The 16,494-nt window shown below is 74.8% G+C and carries 15 protein-coding genes, 1 tRNA gene and 1 other RNA gene; 10 read left to right on the top strand and 7 right to left on the bottom strand.

Going from position 1 to position 16,494, the window contains the following annotated elements; translation table 11 throughout:
• Positions 1–32: 32 nt before the first annotated feature.
• The 5 genes from ACFFKU_RS13270 to fdhD form a co-directional block, all read right to left on the bottom strand.
• Positions 33–1,130 carry a beta-ketoacyl-ACP synthase III gene (locus ACFFKU_RS13270; RefSeq protein WP_380138604.1) on the bottom strand — a complete coding sequence of 366 codons (1,098 nt, stop codon included), beginning with the start codon at positions 1,128–1,130 and terminating at the stop codon, positions 33–35.
• 2 nt (positions 1,131–1,132) lie between these two features.
• Positions 1,133–2,104: an ACP S-malonyltransferase gene (locus ACFFKU_RS13265; protein WP_380138603.1), complete on the bottom strand. Its 972-nt coding sequence runs from the start codon at positions 2,102–2,104 to the stop codon at positions 1,133–1,135.
• 164 nt (positions 2,105–2,268) lie between these two features.
• Positions 2,269–3,540, bottom strand: a complete 1,272-nt coding sequence (locus tag ACFFKU_RS13260; protein ID WP_380138722.1) for a PucR family transcriptional regulator — start codon at positions 3,538–3,540, stop codon at positions 2,269–2,271.
• Positions 3,537–6,287 (bottom strand): pyruvate dehydrogenase (acetyl-transferring), homodimeric type, encoded by a 2,751-nt coding sequence (gene aceE, locus ACFFKU_RS13255; RefSeq protein ID WP_380138601.1) that lies wholly within the window; start codon positions 6,285–6,287, stop codon positions 3,537–3,539. Before aceE ends, ACFFKU_RS13260 begins: the two co-directional genes overlap by 4 nt.
• Before the next feature lie 49 nt (positions 6,288–6,336).
• Positions 6,337–7,227: a formate dehydrogenase accessory sulfurtransferase FdhD gene (gene fdhD / locus ACFFKU_RS13250; protein ID WP_380138599.1), complete on the bottom strand. Its 891-nt coding sequence runs from the start codon at positions 7,225–7,227 to the stop codon at positions 6,337–6,339.
• Positions 7,228–7,385: 158 nt separating this feature from the next.
• Here fdhD and ACFFKU_RS13245 point away from each other — a divergent pair, with 158 nt between their 5' ends.
• From ACFFKU_RS13245 to ACFFKU_RS13215, 7 genes are all read left to right on the top strand, one after another.
• Positions 7,386–7,814, top strand: coding sequence for a DUF3052 domain-containing protein (locus ACFFKU_RS13245; protein ID WP_380138598.1), 429 nt, complete (start codon positions 7,386–7,388; stop codon positions 7,812–7,814).
• 38 nt (positions 7,815–7,852) lie between these two features.
• A complete protein-coding gene (locus tag ACFFKU_RS13240) occupies positions 7,853–8,293 on the top strand; it encodes a redoxin domain-containing protein (protein ID WP_380138597.1) in 441 nt (146 codons plus the stop codon).
• A gap of 41 nt (positions 8,294–8,334) precedes the next feature.
• Positions 8,335–8,407 (top strand) — tRNA-Val (locus ACFFKU_RS13235).
• Between the two features lie 62 nt (positions 8,408–8,469).
• Positions 8,470–9,621, top strand: coding sequence for a glycerol dehydrogenase (locus ACFFKU_RS13230; RefSeq protein ID WP_380138595.1), 1,152 nt, complete (start codon positions 8,470–8,472; stop codon positions 9,619–9,621).
• A 61-nt stretch (positions 9,622–9,682) separates the two neighbouring features.
• Entirely contained in the window at positions 9,683–10,594 is a 912-nt protein-coding gene (locus tag ACFFKU_RS13225; RefSeq protein ID WP_446685449.1) for a Nif3-like dinuclear metal center hexameric protein, read from the top strand.
• A 9-nt stretch (positions 10,595–10,603) separates the two neighbouring features.
• On the top strand, positions 10,604–11,347 hold the full coding sequence (locus ACFFKU_RS13220; RefSeq protein WP_380138594.1) for a zinc ribbon domain-containing protein: 744 nt from the start codon (positions 10,604–10,606) through the stop codon (positions 11,345–11,347).
• Positions 11,344–12,453 (top strand): bifunctional RNase H/acid phosphatase, encoded by a 1,110-nt coding sequence (locus ACFFKU_RS13215; RefSeq protein WP_380138593.1) that lies wholly within the window; start codon positions 11,344–11,346, stop codon positions 12,451–12,453. The genes ACFFKU_RS13220 and ACFFKU_RS13215 overlap by 4 nt, the downstream gene beginning before the upstream one ends.
• Before the next feature lie 10 nt (positions 12,454–12,463).
• On the opposite strand, the gene ACFFKU_RS13210 is transcribed toward ACFFKU_RS13215, so the two are convergent.
• Positions 12,464–13,552: an ArsB/NhaD family transporter gene (locus ACFFKU_RS13210; RefSeq protein WP_380138592.1), complete on the bottom strand. Its 1,089-nt coding sequence runs from the start codon at positions 13,550–13,552 to the stop codon at positions 12,464–12,466.
• A complete protein-coding gene (locus ACFFKU_RS13205) occupies positions 13,552–14,307 on the bottom strand; it encodes a YaaA family protein (RefSeq protein ID WP_380138590.1) in 756 nt (251 codons plus the stop codon). The genes ACFFKU_RS13210 and ACFFKU_RS13205 overlap by 1 nt, the downstream gene beginning before the upstream one ends.
• A 77-nt stretch (positions 14,308–14,384) precedes the next feature.
• Between ACFFKU_RS13205 and rnpB the strand changes: the two genes are divergently transcribed.
• The 3 genes from rnpB to aroB all read left to right on the top strand — a co-directional run bounded on the left by rnpB (position 14,385) and on the right by aroB (position 16,461).
• Positions 14,385–14,770, top strand: an RNA gene (gene rnpB / locus ACFFKU_RS13200) — RNase P RNA component class A.
• A gap of 78 nt (positions 14,771–14,848) precedes the next feature.
• Positions 14,849–15,358, top strand: a complete 510-nt coding sequence (locus ACFFKU_RS13195; protein WP_380138588.1) for a shikimate kinase — start codon at positions 14,849–14,851, stop codon at positions 15,356–15,358.
• Complete coding sequence (gene aroB, locus ACFFKU_RS13190) at positions 15,355–16,461, top strand: 3-dehydroquinate synthase (RefSeq protein WP_380138586.1); 1,107 nt, start codon at positions 15,355–15,357, stop codon at positions 16,459–16,461. Before ACFFKU_RS13195 ends, aroB begins: the two co-directional genes overlap by 4 nt.
• Positions 16,462–16,494 lie beyond the last annotated feature (33 nt).

Below are 16,494 nucleotides of genomic sequence, written 5' to 3'. Positions count from 1 at the left end.
GCGCCCGGGAGTGGGGGGGGAGGGCCGGGCCCTCAGGGGAGACGGACCACCTGGGCCGCGTAGGCGAGCCCGGCGCCGTAGCCGATGAGCAGGGCCAGTCCGCCGGAGGTGGCCTCACCCTCGGCGATGGCCCGCTCCAGCGCCAGCGGGACCGAGGCCGCCGACGTGTTGCCCATGTCGACGATGTCGCGGGCGACGTGCACGGACTCCGGCAGCTTGAGCTGCTTGACCATGGCGTCGATGATCCGCGCGTTGGCCTGGTGGGGGACGAACGTGTCCAGGTCCTCGGCACGGACGCCCGCCGCGTCGAGCGCGCGCTGGGCCACGGGGGCCATCTGCCACACCGCCCAGCGGAACACGGACTGACCCTGCTGCTGCAGGTAGGGCCAGGGGGCCGCGTCCTCGGCCGGGGCCTCGGACGGGCCGTCGGACTCGGGTGCCTCGGCGGCGAGGGCCGCGTCCTGGACCAGCCCGGCCTGCTTCAGCGTCTCCGGCCGCAGGTCCAGCCAGGACACCTTGGAGCGGATGGCGTCGGCCTGGCCCCCGTCGGAACCCCAGACGGTCGGACCGATGCCCGCGGTCTCGGAGCGTCCGATCACGGCCGCCCCGGCGCCGTCGGCGAAGAGGAACGCGGTCGAGCGGTCGTGCTTGTCGGTGAAGTCGGACAGCTTGTCGGCGCCGATGACCAGCACGTTGCGGGCCGACCCGGCGCGGACCAGGTCGGTGGCCATGGACACGCCGTAGCAGAAGCCCGCGCAGCCCGCCGAGATGTCGAAGGCGGCGGCCGGGGTCGCCCCCAGGCGGTGCGCGACCACGGCGGCGGCGGCCGGGGTCTGCATCGGGTAGGAGACGGTCGCCAGGATGACGGCGTCGATGTCGGACCCGGTCACGCCGGCCGCGGCCAGCGCCTTGGACCCGGCGTCCTCGGACATGTCGACGAGGCTCACGTCGGGCGTGGCCCAGCGCCGGGTCTTGATGCCGGTGCGCTGCTGGATCCACTCGTCGGAGGAGTCGATCCAGGTGCACACCTCCTCGTTGTCGATAAGACGCGAGGGGCGGTGGGCCCCGATCCCGAGGATGCGGGCCTCGGTCACCGGGGTCGTCGTGATCGACGGGATGGTGTCGGACACGGTCAGACTCCCTCGGGAACGGTGGTGACGGGGGCGGCCTCGGGGACGGTGCCGTGCTCGGCGATCATCGCCCGGGCGCGGTCGAGGTCGTCGGGAGACTTCAGGGCCAGGGTCTCGACCCCCTTGAGCTGGCGCTTGGCCAGGTTGGTCAACGTGCCGGCCGGGGGGACCTCGATGATCGCGGTGACCCCCAGGGAGGCGAAGGCCTCGGTGCAGAGGTCCCAGCGCACGGGCCGGCTGACCTGGGCGACGATCCGGCGCAGGATCTCCGCCCCGTCGTCGACCAGCGCGCCGTCGGCGTTCGCGGCCACCGGCACGACCGCGGGGGCGGTGGCGACCCCGCCGGCGAGCTGCTCCAGGCGCCCGACCGCGGGGTGCATGTGCTCGGTGTGGAAGGCGCCGGCCACCTGCAGCGGGATCACGCGCGCCCGGGCCGGCGGCTCGGCCGCCAGCGCGGCCAGGGCCTCCAGGGTGCCGGCCGCGACGACCTGCCCGCCGCCGTTGTCGTTGGCCGCGACCAGCCCGTGGCGGGCCAGGGTCTCGGCCACCTCCTCGCGCACGCCGCCGAGCACGGCGCTCATGCCCGTCGGGGTGGCGGCGGCGGCCGCGGCCATGGCCCGACCGCGTTCCCGCACCAGCACCAGGGCCTGCTCGGGGGTCAGCGTCCCGACGGCGGCGGCCGCGGTCAGCTCACCGACCGAGTGCCCGCCCACGGCCGCGGCGACGGAGCTCAGCGCGAGGGGGGAGTCGACCAGTTCGGCGAGGCCGAGGAGACCGGCCGCGACGATGAGCGGCTGGGCCACCGCGGTGTCACGGATGGTGTCGGCGTCGGAGACGGTGCCGTGGGCGGCGAGGTCCTCGCCGACGACCGCGGAGTACCACGCGAGGCGGTCACCGACGCCGGGCAGCTCGAGCCAGGGCGCGAGGAAGCCCGGGGTCTGCGAACCCTGGCCGGGGAAGACGAGAACGAGCACGCGCCCCAGCCTGACGGTCCGACCCGGCCCACGACGGTCACGACGCTCACCACGTTCGGGCTGCCGCCTTGTAGGGATCCTCCAAAGCGGGGCCCCGGAACCGTCCCGTGACGTGTCCGTCCCCGCTCAGCGTCCCGGCGGGTGTGCGCTGGGTCACGAGTCGGTCACCGCGGCAGGGCGGGGGCGTCCCCGGCGGCCAGCCGCCCGAGCGCCAGGGCCGTCTGCAGCACGTAGCGCTCGCGCGGGGCGGTCGGGTTCCAGCCGCAGACCTCGCTCACCCGTCGGAGCCGGTACCGCACGGTGTTGGCGTGGACGAAGAGCGACCGGGCGCACGCCTCGAGCGAGCCCCCGTGCTCGAGGTAGGCGGTGAGGGTCTCCAGCAGGGCGCCCCCCGCCTGCTGCAACGGCCGGTAGGCCCGGTCGACGAGCGCCCGGCGGGCCACCGCGTCACCGGACAGCGCCCGCTCCGGGAGCAGGTCGTCCGCGAGCACCGGGCGGGGCGCCTCGGGCCAGGCCCGGCAGGCGGTCATCCCCGCGAGCGCGGCCCGCGCCGACCGGGCGGCGACCGGGAGGGAGTCCACGAGGGGTCCGACCACGACGGGTCCCTCCCCGAACTCCGAACGGGCCAGGGTCGTGGCCACGGCCAGCGGATCCTCCACCCCGGACACCACCACGACCAGTCGCAGCCCCTGGACCCCGACCAGCGCCTCGCCCCCGCTGCCACCGACGGCCCGGCGCACCCGCGGGACCACCCCGGCGGGCGCCTCGTCGCGGGAGGCGCCGACCACGACGGCGGTCGGGCGGTTCAACCGCCAGCCGAGCGCCGAGGCGCGCGAGGCGATGGTCTCCTCGCCGTCCCCGCGCAGCACGGCGTCGACGACCAGCGCCTCCAACCGGGCGTCCCAGGCCCCGCGGGACTCCGCCGCCCGGGCGTAGACCGCGGCCGCGGCGAAGGCGACCTCGCGGGAGTAGCGCAGCAGCGCGGCCCGCACGACCTCGTGCTCGGCGGGTCCCGGGGCGGGGTGCGGCTCCGCGGCGGGACCCCGGTCGTCGAGCACGTCGCCGATGCCGTCCTCGACCACGTCGATCGCCGTGCGGACGAGTTCGACCGTCTGCTGCAGCGTGACCGAGCGCATCAGCTCCCGGGGTGCCGTGCCGAAGACGGCGGTCCCGGCCAGGGCCTGGGGGTCCGGGTCGGAGAGCCAGCGGACGAAGTCGGTGAAACCCGCCTGGGCGACCATCCCCACCCACGACCGCTCGTCCGGGGGCAGAGCGGTGTACCAGGGGAGGTCGGCCTCCATGCGGGCGGTGATCGCCGAGGCGAAGATCCCGGCCGAGGCCTCCAGGCGCGCGAGGGAGGCCGGGGACGGATCGGCACGAGGGCCCCGCACCGCGCGGGGTGCGGGGCCCTCGTGCCCGACGGCGGGGTCCGTCAGGACTCCCCGCCCGCGTTGCCGCTGCGTCCGGCGCGGACGTCGTGCAACTGGTACTTCTCGATGGCCTGGCCGGGGGCGCGCCAGTCGACCTCACCGCGGCGGGCGAGCATCTGCAGGGCCCGGACCACGACCGAGGGCCCGTCGATGTGGAAGTAGCGGCGGGCGGCGGCCCGGGTGTCGGACAGGCCGAACCCGTCGGCCCCCAGGGAGGCGAACTCGCCCGGCACCCACTGCGCGATCTGGTCGGGCACCTGACGCATCCAGTCGCTGACGGCGACGACCGGACCGCCGGCGTCCTTCAGCTTCTGGGTGACGAACGGGGTCCGCGAGTCGTCGCCGGGGTTGAGGAAGGCGTGCTTGTCGCACTCCAGCCCGTCGCGACGCAGCTCGTTCCAGGACGTGACCGACCACAGGTCGGCGGTGACGCCCCAGTCCGCGCGCAGCAGCTCGGCCGCCTCCTGGATCCACGGGACCCCGACGCCGGAGGCGAGCAGCTGCACCCGCGGCCCGTCACCGGAACCGTCGGCGATCTTGTGCATGCCTCGCACGATGCCCTCGACGTCGACGCCCTCGGGCTCGGCCGGCTGCACCATCGGCTCGTTGTAGACGGTGAGGTAGTAGATGAGGTTCTCGGGGTCCTCGCCGTACATCCGCTCCAGGCCCGAACGCATGATGTGCCCGAGCTCGTAGCCGAAGGCCGGGTCGTAGGCCACGACCGCGGGGTTGGTGGCGGCCAGCATCAGGGAGTGCCCGTCGGCGTGCTGCAGGCCCTCCCCGGTCAGGGTGGTCCGCCCGGCGGTGGCCCCGATCATGAACCCGCGGGCCATGGTGTCGGCGGCCGCCCAGATGTTGTCGCCGGTCCGCTGGAACCCGAACATCGAGTAGAAGACGTAGACCGGGACCATGACCTCGCCGTGGGTGGCGTAGGACGACCCCGCGGCCGTGAACGCCGACAGCGCCCCGCCCTCGTTGATCCCGACGTGCAGGATCTGGCCCTCGACGGCCTCCTTGTAGGCCAGCATCAGCTCGCGGTCGACCGACGTGTAGTTCTGCCCGTGCGGGTTGTAGATCTTCAGCGTCGGGAAGAGGGAGTCCATCCCGAAGGTGCGCGCCTCGTCGGGGATGATCGGCACGACCCGCTTGCCGAAGTCCTTGTCGCGCATGAGGTCCTTGAGCAGCCGGACGAAGGCCATGGTCGTGGCGATCTGCTGCTTGCCCGACCCGCGCTTGACGACCTTGTAGGCGTCCTCGCCCGGCAGGGACAGCGGGGCGTGCTGGACGCGGCGGGTCGGCAGCGCGCCGCCGAGGTCGGCGCGACGCTTGCGCAGGTACTGGATCGTCTCGTCGTCCTCGCCGGGGTGGTAGTACGGCGGGTTGTACGGGTCGGCCTCGAGCTGCTCGTCGGAGATCGGGATCTTGAAGGTGTCCCGGAAGAGCTTGAGGTCGTCCAGGGTCATCTTCTTCATCTGGTGGGTGGCGTTGCGGCCCGCGAAGTGCGAGCCGAGGCCGTACCCCTTGACCGTCTTGGCCAGGATCACCGTGGGCTGCCCGGTGTGGTTCATCGCGGCCTGGTAGGCGGCGAACACCTTGCGGTAGTCGTGACCCCCGCGGCGCAGCTTCCAGATCTCGTCGTCGGACATGTCGGCGACGAGCTTGGCGGTGCGCTCGTCGCGGCCGAAGAAGTTCTCCTTGACGAAGCCGCCGTTCTCGGCCTTGAACGTCTGGAAGTCCCCGTCCGGGGTCCGGTTCATCAGGTTGACCAGGGCGCCCTGGCCGTCGGCGGCGAGCAGGCGGTCCCACTCGCGGCCCCAGAGGACCTTGATGACGTTCCAGCCCGCGCCGCGGAACTGGGCCTCGAGCTCCTGGATGATCTTGCCGTTGCCACGCACCGGGCCGTCGAGCCGCTGCAGGTTGCAGTTGACGACGAAGGTGAGGTTGTCGAGCTCCTCGTAGGAAGCCAGCTGCAGGAACCCGCGCGACTCCGGCTCGTCCATCTCGCCGTCGCCCAGGAACGCCCAGACGTGCTGCTGGGAGGTGTCCTTGAACCCGCGGTTGTGCAGGTACTTGTTGAACTGGGCCTGGTAGATCGCGTTCGCGGGGCCGAGCCCCATCGAGACGGTCGGGAACTCCCAGAAGTCCGGCATGAGTCGCGGGTGCGGGTAGGACGACAGCCCGCCGCCCTCGTGGGAGACCTCCTGGCGGAACCCGTCGAGGTCGTCGGCCGACAACCGACCCTCGAGGAAGGCGCGCGCGTAGACACCGGGGGAGGCGTGGCCCTGGATGAAGACCTGGTCGCCACCGCCGGCGTGGTCCTTGCCCCGGAAGAAGTGGTTGAAGCCGACCTCGTACAGCGTGGCCGAGGAGGCGTAGGAGGAGATGTGCCCGCCGACGCCGATGGTCGGCTTCTGCGCCCGGTGCACCATGACCGCGGCGTTCCAGCGGATCCAGGCGCGGTAGCGGCGCTCGACCTCCTCGTCACCGGGGAACCACGGTTCCTGCTCGGGGCCGATGGTGTTGATGTAGTCGGTGGCGGTGAGGGACGGGACGCCGACCTGCTGCTCACGGGCCCGCTGGAGCAGCTTCAGCATGAGGTAGCGCGCCCGGGTCGAGCCGCGTTCGCCGACCACCGCGTCGAGCGAGGCCAGCCATTCGGCGGTCTCCTCGGGATCGATGTCGGGCAGCTGGCTCGGCAGCCCGTTGAGGATGGGGCCGGCGCCGCCGGAGCCCTGGTCGTCGCGTCTGGCCACGGTGGTGGTCCTCCCGCTGAGTCGATGATCCCCGCGGTGGCGGGTGGGTTCAGATTAGGGCGCGATCCCCGGCGAGGTTCAGTCGGTGCCCCCCCGCGTAGACGTTCGCCGTCGGCGGACGCAGGAAGCCGACCAGGGACAGCCCCGCCTCGCGGGCGAGCTGCACCGCGAGGGACGACGGCGCCGAGACGGCGGTCAGCACGGGGACACCGGCCAGGACCGCCTTCTGGACCAGCTCGAAGGAGGCGCGACCGCTCACCGCGAGCACGTGCCCGCGCAGCGGCAGCAGTCCCTCGCGCAGGGCCCAGCCCACCACCTTGTCGACCGCGTTGTGCCGCCCCACGTCCTCGCGCAGGCAGCGCAGCTCGCCGTCGGGGCCGAACAGCCCGGCCGCGTGCAGCCCCCCGGTGCGCTCGAACGCCGCCTGGGCGGCCCGCAGGCGGTCGGGGATCTCGGCGAGCAGCTCCCCGGGAACGGTCACCGGGTCGGTCGCCACACCCGCCGCGTGTCCGGAGGTGTTGCGCTGCAGCACGTCCTCGACGCTGGTGGTCCCGCAGACCCCGCAGGCGGAGGAGGTCGTGAAGGGCCGGGCCACGCGGTTCAGCGCGAGCCGGCTCCCCGCCCGCGGGGTGACCTCGACCACGTTGAAGGTCGGCTGGCCGTCCTCGCCGAGGTCGGTGCAGTGCCGCATGGCCACCACGTCGTCGGCCGACCCGAGCAGGTTCTCGGCGTGCAGGAAGCCCAGGACGAGGTCGAAGTCGTCGCCCGGGGTGCGCATCGTCACCGTCAGCTGCTCGCCCCCGACGGTGATCTGGAGGGGCTCCTCCACCGCCAGGGTGTCCACCCGGGCGGCGCGGGACGAGGCCGCCGGACCGCCCTCGGACCCCGGCGCCCCGAAGGTCACCCGCTCGGTCCGCGTCCGCGTCGTCACCCGTCCCACGGGGCCAGCTTGCCACCCCGCCCCCGCGGTCGCGCCGCGCCCGGCACGCCCTCGTCTTGCGCGAGGCGGTGTCTCTCCGGTGGACTAGGTGGTCATACCCGCAGATGGAGGACGAGCCCGCCCGCACCGGGGGGCTCCAAGGAGAGGCAGGATTGCTCGTGGGCGCGACCGCGGACCCGGCGGCCGATCAGACGGCGGCGGCCAAGCTGGGATTCCGGCAGGGGCAGCTGGTGCAGGAGTTCGGCTGGGACGAGGGCGTCGACGACGACTTCCGCCTGGCCGTGGAGAACATCACCGGCGGGGAGCTGCTCGACGAGGACGCCGACGACGTCGCCGACATCGCCCTGTGCTGGTTCCGGGACGGCGAGGGTGATCTCGTCGACGCCCTCGTGGACGCGACGACCAACCTCGCCGAGGGCGGGATCGTCTGGCTGCTGACCCCCAAGCAGGGGCGACCCGGCCACGTCGAGCCGGCCGACATCAACGAGGCGGCCCCGACCGCCGGGCTGCACGCGACGACCAGCGTCAGCGCCTCGGCCAACTGGGCCGGCACCCGGATGACCACCCCCAAGAACGGTCGTCGCTGACCCCGGACCGATCCCCGGGCGCGGTCGACGGCCTCAGGGTGGTCGACCAGTTCGGCGGCGACCTGGACCTGGCGGAGCTGTGGGCCGAGGGACCGGCGCTGCTCGTCCTGCTGCCCGCCGCGTTCTCCCCGCACTGCACCTCCGAGGTCGGGGCCCTCGTGGCCGCCGAGGACCGGTTGCGCACCCTCGGGGTGCAGCCGGCCGTCGTCTCCTGCGACCCCGTCCCCGCGCTGCGGGCCTGGGGCGAGGCCCTCGGGGTCGCGTTCCCCCTGCTCAGCGACTTCTGGCCGCACGGCGCGGTGGCGCGGGCCCTGGACGCCTTCGACGCCCACCGGGGCGTGGCCACCCGCCGGTCGCTGCTCGTCGTGGACGGTTCGCCCCGGTGGAGCGCGTGCGGTGGGCCGGACGACGTCCGCGACCTCGGCGCGCACCTGGACGAGATCGAGCGGGTGCTCCGCGACCCCGTCGTCGGGCGGTAGCGTGGCGCCCGCGTGAGCACGGCCCCCGGTCCCGGGAGCCGGGGCCTGTAGCTCAGTTGGTAGAGCACCGCGTTTACACCGCGGGTGTCGTCGGTTCGAGACCGGCCGGGCCCACCCTGCGCCTCGGCACGTCCCCCGCTACCGTGCGCGGACGTCGAGAGCGCAAGGAGGCGTCGATGCCCGCCAGCAGCCCGGTCCGTTCCCTGATCAGCCCCGGCCGGTACGTGCAGGGGCCGGGAGCCCTGCGCGCGGTGGGGGAGAACCTGGCCCGGCTCGGGGCGGTCCCGCTCGTCCTGGTCGACGACGTCGTCTGGGGGTTCGTCGGCCACGACGTCGAGGCCAGTCTGCGCGAGGCCGGACTCCCGGTGCACCGCAAGAGCTTCCACGGGTTCGCCACCGCGGCCGCGGTGGACGACGTCGCCGCCGCGGTCGGGGAGCTCGGCGCGGACGTCCTCGTCGGGGTGGGCGGGGGCAGCACGATCGACACGGCCAAGGCCGCGGGCCACCTGGCCGGCGTCCGCTGGGCGAGCGTGCCGACCGTCGCCTCGACGGACGCCCCCACCTCGGCCCTGGCGGTCATCTACACCGCCGAGGGCGCCTTCGAGGAGTACCGGTTCTTCCCCCGCAACCCCGACCTGGTGCTGGTCGACTCCCAGGTCGTGGCCGCCGCCCCGGCCCACTTCCTCGCGGCCGGTGTCGGTGACGCCCTCGCCACCTGGTTGGAGGCGAGCGCCGCCGCCGCCTCGGGCTCCGCGACGATGGCGGGCGGACTGCCCACCGCGGCCGGGACCGCGCTGGCCCGCCTCAGCTGGGACGTGCTGTGGGAGTTCGCCCTCCCCGCCCTCGACGCCGTCCGCGACCACGCGGTGACCCCGGCGCTGGAGAAGGTGATCGAGGCCAACACGCTGCTGTCCGGCCTGGGGTTCGAGTCCGGCGGGCTGGCCGCCGCCCACGCGGTGCACAACGGGCTGACCGCGGCCCCGCAGACCCACGGGCTGGCCCACGGGCAGAAGGTCAACATCGGCTCGCTGACCCAGCTGATCCTGCAGGGCGCGCCGACCTCGGAGATCCGCGACTTCGTCGAGTTCACGACACGGGTCGGGCTCCCCACCACGTTGACCGAGATCGGGTTGAGCGCCGACGACACCGAGGACCTGCAGGCCGTCGCCGTGGCGGCCACCGCGCCGGGGGAGACCATCCACGCGATGCCCTTCGCGGTCCGTCCCGACGACGTCGTCGCGGCGCTGCGCTCCCTGGAACGGTTCGCGGTGCGGGTGCGCGCGGAGGCGGGGCTGCCCGCCCCGGTCCGCTACGAGGCCGGGCACTGAGGGGGCCGGGGGTGGGCGGCACCGTGGCCCGGCGGTGGTTAGGGTCGGACGGGTGCCGACCGTGATCCCTCCGCAGTCCTCCGCCGAACCGTCGCCGGGGCCGGCCCCCGCGACGCTGGCCGAGGTCATGGCGGTGCTGGAGACCTTCCAGCCCGAGGCCTGGGCGCAGGACTGGGACGCGGTGGGCCTCGTCTGCGGCCACCCCGACCGTCCGGTGCGCACCGTGCTGTTCGCCGTCGACCCGGTCGACGACGTGGTCGAGGAGGCGCTCGCGCTCGACGCCGACCTCCTCGTCACCCACCACCCGCTGCTGCTGCGGCCGGTGACCTCGGTCGCGGCCACGACGGCCAAGGGCCGCGTCGTGCACCGGCTCGTCGAGGCCGGCTGCGCCCTGCTGGTGGCCCACACGAACGCCGATGCCGCGGCCCCCGGGGTCTCCGACGCGCTGGCCCGCATCCTGGACCTCGACGACCTGGTCCCGTTGCAGCCGCTGGCCTCGGTGCCGGACCGCCCGGAGCTCGGCCTCGGCCGGGTCGGCTCGCTGGCCCTGCCCGAGCGGCTGGCCGACTTCGCCGAGCGGGTGGCCGAGGCCCTGCCCGAGACCGAGCAGGGGATCCGGGTCGCAGGCGACCCCGACCGCCTGGTGCAGCGGGTCGCGGTCTGCGGCGGCTCCGGCGACAGCCTGTTCGCCGAGGTGCGGGCCTCGGGCGCCGACGTCTTCGTCACCGCCGACCTCCGTCACCACCCCGCCTCCGAGGCGCGCGAGAGCGCCCGGTTCACGGGCGGCACGACGGGCATCGAGGGGCCGGCGCTGGTGGACGTGGCCCACTGGGCGAGCGAATGGCCGTGGTTGGCGGGGTGCGCCGACCGCTTGGTGGCAGCCTTGGCCGCGCGCGGCCGTACCGTGGTCGCGCACGTGTCCACCACCCGTACCGACCCCTGGTCGATGCGGGTGCCTTCTCGAGGAGAGTGACCCAGGCGGATGCCCAAGGCTCCGGCGATCGACCAGCAGAAGCTGCTGGACCTGCAGGCCGTCGACACCCGGCTCGCGCAGCTGGCCCACCGGCGGACGAGCCTCCCGGAGCAGAAGGAGCTCGAGGCGCTGCTGACCCGGCACCGGGTCGCCTCCGACGAGCTCGTGGCGGCGCAGACCCGGTCCTCGGACCTGGAGCGGCTCGTGGCCCGGGCCGAGGCCGCCGTGCAGCAGGTGCGCGAACGTGCCGCCCGGGACACCGCCCGGTTGAACTCCGGCGCCGGCAGCGCCAAGGACCTGCAGAGCCTGCAGCACGAGCTGGAGACCCTCGGTCGGCGCCAGTCGGTGCTGGAGGACGAGGAGCTGGAGGTCATGGAGCGCCTCGAGCAGGCCCAGCGGGAGACCGTGGCCGCCCAGGCCGTCGTGGACGAGGTCGCGGGTTCGGCCGCCGACGTGCAGGCGCGGCGCGACGCGGCGCTGGAGGAGATCCAGCGTGAGGAGAACGGCACGCTGGCCCGGCGGCAGGCCGCCTCGATGGGGGTCTCGCCCGACCTGGTGGCCCTCTACGAGCGGGTCCGGGCCCCGCGCGGCGGGGTGGGTGCGGCCCTGCTGCGCGCGCGGCGCTGCTCGGGCTGCCAGCTCGAGCTCAACTCCGCGGACCTGGCCGGCATCCGGGCCGCGGCCCCCGACGATGTCGTGATGTGCGAGGAGTGCGGCCGCATCCTCGTCCGGACCGCCGAATCGGGCCTGTGAGCCCCACCGGGTCGCGGCGGCTGCGGGTCGAGGCCGACGGCGGGTCGCGCGGCAACCCCGGGCCGGCCGGGTTCGGGGCCCTGGTCAAGGACGCGGCGACCGGGGAGCTGCTGGCCGAGGTCGCCGAGGCCATCGGGACCGCGACCAACAACGTCGCCGAGTACCGCGGCCTCATCGCCGGGCTGCGCGCCGCCCGCGAGATCGACCCGGGTGCCGCCGTCGAGGTCCGGATGGACTCCAAGCTCGTGGTCGAGCAGATGTCGGGCCGCTGGAAGGTCAAGCACGCCGACATGCGCGTGCTGGCCGACGAGGCCCGCGAGCTGCTCAGCGGGGCCCGGGTCGACTTCGGGTGGATCCCGCGGGCGCAGAACTCCCACGCCGACCGGCTGGCCAACGAGGCGATGGACGCGGCGGCCCAGGGGCGGCAGTGGCAGCGGAGCACCGCGGCCGCCGCGTCGGCGGCCGCGCCGGCCCGCCCGGCCACCGACCCCGACCCGGACGCCCAGCCCGTCCGCCTGGTGCTGGTCCGGCACGGTTCGACCGCCGACACCGAGGCCCGACGGTTGTCCGGACGCTACGGGGTGGACCCCGAGCTGTCCGCGACGGGGCGCGAGGAGGCCCTCGCCGCCGCCCGCTCGGCGGAGGTCCGCGACGCCGACGTGGTGATCTGCTCGACGCTGCGCCGGGCCCGGGAGACCGCCGAGGCGGTCGCCGCCCGGCTGGGCCTGGAGGTGCGGGTGGACCCGCGCTTCGACGAGACCGACTTCGGCGAGTGGGACGGCTGCACCGGGGCCGAGGTGATGCGTCGCTGGCCCGAGCAGTACGCGTCCTGGGCCGGCTCGCCCGCGGTCGGGCCGCCCGGCGGGGAGAGCCTGACCGACGTCGAACGACGGGTGCTGGAGGGTCGGGACGACCTGCTGCGCCGCTACGCCGGGAGGACGGTGGTCCTCGTGACCCACGGGGACCCGTTGCGGATCGTGCTGCGCGCGGTCCTCGGGGTGGACGGGCGCCACCAGCGACGGATCCGCGTCGACTGCGGCTCGCGCACCCTGCTCCGGCTCTGGCCCGACGGGACCGGCGAGGTCGTGGCGGTCAACCGCGTCTGACCTCTCACCCTCAGACGGTGAGCTGCAGGGCGGCGGTCGCGGCCACGACGCAGACGACGGCCCCGACCAGGCCCAGGGCGGCGAAGCGGCCCAGGTGGATCCGGACCCCGCGGGCCCGGCAGCGGCCGAGCCAGAGCAGGGTCGCGAGCGAGGCCCACGGGGTCACCAGCGGTCCCAGGTTGACCCCGATCAGGACCGCGACCAGGCGCCCGGGGCTGCCCGCCACCGACTCCATGGCCAGGTAGGCCGGCAGGTTGTCGACGAGGTTGGCGGCCACCGCCGAGGTCGTGGCCAGGCGCAGGTGGGCACCGAACCCCTCGCCGCTGCCCGCGACCGGACCGAGCAGGGCGTCCATCCCGGCCCGCCGGGCCACCTCGACGAGCACGAAGAGCGCGGCCACCAGCAGCACGGTCTTCCAGGGCAGCAGCGAGAACCGCAGCACCTCCCGGTCGCCGCGCACCGCGAAGACGACCGCGAGCAGCACGGCGGCGGCGGTGGCCGGGATCGCCGGGGTGATCCCGGCCACGAACAGCGGCGCGAGCACGAGGCAGACGACGGCCGACGTCCAGAACAGCACCGGGTCGCGCTGGGGTCCGGGCTCGGGGGCCGTGTACCCGCCGCGCAGCCGCCGCCGGTAGGCGAGCCCCAGCACGGCCACCGCCCCGAGCACGCCGGCCGCGAACGGGGCCCAGGTGAGCGAGGTGAACCCGGGGGCGCCGAGCTGCTCCATCGTGTGCAGCGCGATGAGGTTGGAGAGGTTCGACACCGGGAGCAGCAGCGAGGCGGTGTTGGCCAGCCAGACGGTCGTCATCGCGAACGGCAGGGGGTCCAGCCGCAGCTGCACCGCCAGCGACAGCACGACCGGGGTCAGCAGGACCGCGGTCGTGTCGAGGGACAGGAAGGTCGTCGCCAGGACGCCGAGGAGGACGACGAGCACCCAGAGCCGCCACGTCCGGCCCCGGCCGGCTCGGGCGGCCAGGCGCGCGGCGGCGTCGAAGACCCCGGCCCGGTCGGTCAGCTCGGCCACCACGGTGACGGCCAGCAGGAACAGCAGGACGGGACCGGCCCGGTCGAGCAGGACCGCGGCGATCTCGCCCATCACCGCCCCCCGACCGTGGCGGGGGCCTGGACCTCGAGGGTCCACCCGGCCCGGGTGGGCGGCTGGAGCTCGACGTCGAAGTCACGGGCCACCAGCTCCGCGAGCGCGGCGACCGTCCGCGGCGGGGGGCCCGCCGCGCGCAGGACGTGCCCCGCGACGAGCCCGCGGGTGTGCTTGGCCGCGTGCGAGACGACCTTGCCCCCCGAGAGCACGCGGACCTGGACCGTGCGCCGGGCCGTCGCGGTGTCGGGCACCCACGCCGCGGCGTACGCGGCCGAGCGGCAGTCCAGGACCACGCCCGCCGGCTGCAGCGCCGCGGTCAGGAAGGGGCGCCAGAACGCGGCCAGCGGGCCGATCCCGGGCAGGTCGGTCCCCATCGACAGCCGGTACCCGGGCACCCGGTCGCGCGGCGAGACCAGACCCCACAGGGCCGAGACGACGCGGACCCGGCGCGCGGCCGCGGCGGGCAGGTCGGCCAGACCGAGGGCGTCGTGGAGCACGCCCGTGTAGATCCGGGCGGCCAGCGCGGTCGGCCGCTCCCGCAGCGAGGTGTTGGCCGCCACCGTCCCGGCCAGGCTCGGCCCCGCACCGAGGACGTCGAGCGCGTCGGGTCGGGCGGAGGCCGCGACGAGGGCGTCGAGCACCTTCTCGCGGGCGGGGGTGAGGTCGGGATGGGTCAGGGTCTCGGGGCGCAGCGACGCCCCTCGGGCCGGCCCCGCCCACTTCGACTCCGACGGCGGGAGCAGCACGAGCACGAGACGCGATCCTAGGGGTGCCACCTGGGCGTTCGCCGGTCCGGAGATTCGTCCGGGCGCGCTAGTCTCGACGTGGACGAGTCGGCCGGGCGGTCGCGTCGTCCCCGTCCCGCGAGGGGTGGGGGCGCCGAGGAAAGTCCGGACTCCGAAGGGCAGGGTGGTGGGTAACGCCCACCCGGGGTGACCCGCGGGACAGTGCCACAGAAAGCAGACCGCCTCCCCGAGCGATCGGGGCGGTAAGGGTGAAACGGTGGTGCAAGAGACCACCAGCGTGCCGGGTGACCGGTGCGGCTCGGTAAACCCCACCCGGAGCAAGACCAGACAGGCAGCGTTCGAGGGCGGCCCGCCCGAGCTGCCGGGTAGGTCGCTGGAGGTGCACGGCAACGTGCACCCGAGATGGATGACCGCCGCCCGCCGGGAGACCGGCGGGGCACAGGATCCGGCTTACAGGCCGGCTCGTCCCCACCCCGCCCGGTGCCCGGTCCGTGGCGGCCCCCGTAGGATCGGGCGGCCCGTCCGTCGACCCGCAGGAGCCCACCCCGTGATCGTCCTCGTCGGCTTCATGGGCGGCGGCAAGACCACCGTGGGACGTCTGCTCGCGACCCGGCTGGGCCTGCCCTTCGTCGACACCGACGACGTCATCACCACCCGCGACGGGCGCACGGTGCCCGAGATCTTCGCGGCCGACGGCGAGACCGCCTTCCGCGACCACGAGGAGGCGGTGATCGCCGAGGTGCTCGCCGGCCCCGAGTCCGTCGTCTCGCTGGGCGGCGGGGCGTGCGGACGGGTCGGCACCCGCGAGCGGCTGGCCGGGCACGACGTCGTCCACCTGCGCGCCTCCTTCGCCGAGACGCAGCGCCGCATCGGGGGCGACCCGGGGCGTCCCATGCTGGCCCGTCCCGACCTGGCCGAGATCTACACCGCGCGCCAGGAGGTCTACGCGTCGGTGGCCGGACGGGTGCTCGACACCGACGGTCGCAGCGCCGCCGAGATCGCCGAGTTCCTGCTGGCGGCCCCCGTCCCCACCCACCCCACCGAGGAGACCCGATGAGCAGCGACACCAGCCCGACGGCCGGGACCGCCCCCGTACGGGTGACCGTGTCCGGCGACGCGCCCTACGACGTGGTGATCGGCCGCGGCCTGCTCGGTGAGCTGCCCGCGCTGCTGGCGGGGGCCGAGAAGGTGCTCCTGGTCCACCCCCGGGCCCTGCGCAGCACCGGCGAGGCGGTGCGCGAGGACCTCGTCGGTCAGGGGTTCGAGGTCGTCCTGGCCGAGGTCCCCGACGGCGAGGAGGCCAAGAGCGCCGAGGTCGCCGCGTTCTGCTGGACGGTGCTCGGGCAGTCCGACTTCACCCGCTCCGACGCGGTCCTGGCCGTCGGCGGGGGGGCGGTGACCGACCTGGCCGGGTTCGTCGCGGCCACCTGGCTGCGGGGCGTGCGGGTGGTGCAGGTCCCGACCACCCTGCTGGCCATGGTCGACGCCGCCGTCGGCGGCAAGACCGGGATCAACACCGCCGAGGGCAAGAACCTGGTCGGCTCCTTCCACCCGCCGGCCGGCGTGCTCTGCGACCTGGGAGCGCTGGACACGCTCCCCGCCCACGACCTGCGCGCCGGGATGGCCGAGGTCGTCAAGTGCGGGTTCATCGCCGACGAGCGGATCCTGGAGCTCGTCGAGGCCGACGTCGACGCGGCCACCGACCCGCGCTCGCCCGTGCTGGCCGAACTGGTCGAGCGGGCCGTGCGGGTCAAGGCGAGGGTCGTGGGGGAGGACCTCAAGGAGTCCGGCCTGCGCGAGATCCTCAACTACGGCCACACCTTCGCCCACGCCGTCGAGCTGGTCGAGCGCTACAACTGGCGCCACGGCGCTGCGGTGAGCGTCGGCCTGGTCTACGTCGCCGAACTGGCGCGGATGGCCGGGCGGCTGAGCGACGACGACGCCGACCGCCACGGGCGGGTGCTGCGCTCCCTGGGCCTGCCGGTGACCTACCGCGGCGACCGCTGGCCGCAGCTGCTGGCGGCGATGAAGCGCGACAAGAAGGCCCGCGGGTCCCTGCTGCGGTTCGTGGTCTGCGACGGCATCGGCCGCCCGGGGCGCCTCGAGGGCCCCGACCCGGCGCTGCTGCAGGCGGCCTACGCCGAGATCAGCGCCGACTGAGCCCCGGGGCCGGGCGGGCGGGGCGCTCCGGCG

Source organism: Kineococcus gynurae (genome assembly GCF_042433995.1).
GTDB lineage: Bacteria > Actinomycetota > Actinomycetes > Actinomycetales > Kineococcaceae > Kineococcus > Kineococcus gynurae.
The sequence above is the reverse complement of the archived record's forward strand: the minus strand, read 5'-3'. Positions and strand labels throughout refer to the sequence as shown.

Coding starts and splice junctions, on each gene's coding strand:
- ACFFKU_RS13230 (WP_380138595.1), top strand. CDS start 8,470: ATGCCCGCCAGCAGCCCGGTCCGTTCCCTGATCAGCCCCGGCCGGTAC.
- ACFFKU_RS13220 (WP_380138594.1), top strand. CDS start 10,604: ATGCCCAAGGCTCCGGCGATCGACCAGCAGAAGCTGCTGGACCTGCAG.
- ACFFKU_RS13210 (WP_380138592.1), bottom strand. CDS start 13,552: ATGGGCGAGATCGCCGCGGTCCTGCTCGACCGGGCCGGTCCCGTCCTG.
- aroB (WP_380138586.1), top strand. CDS start 15,355: ATGAGCAGCGACACCAGCCCGACGGCCGGGACCGCCCCCGTACGGGTG.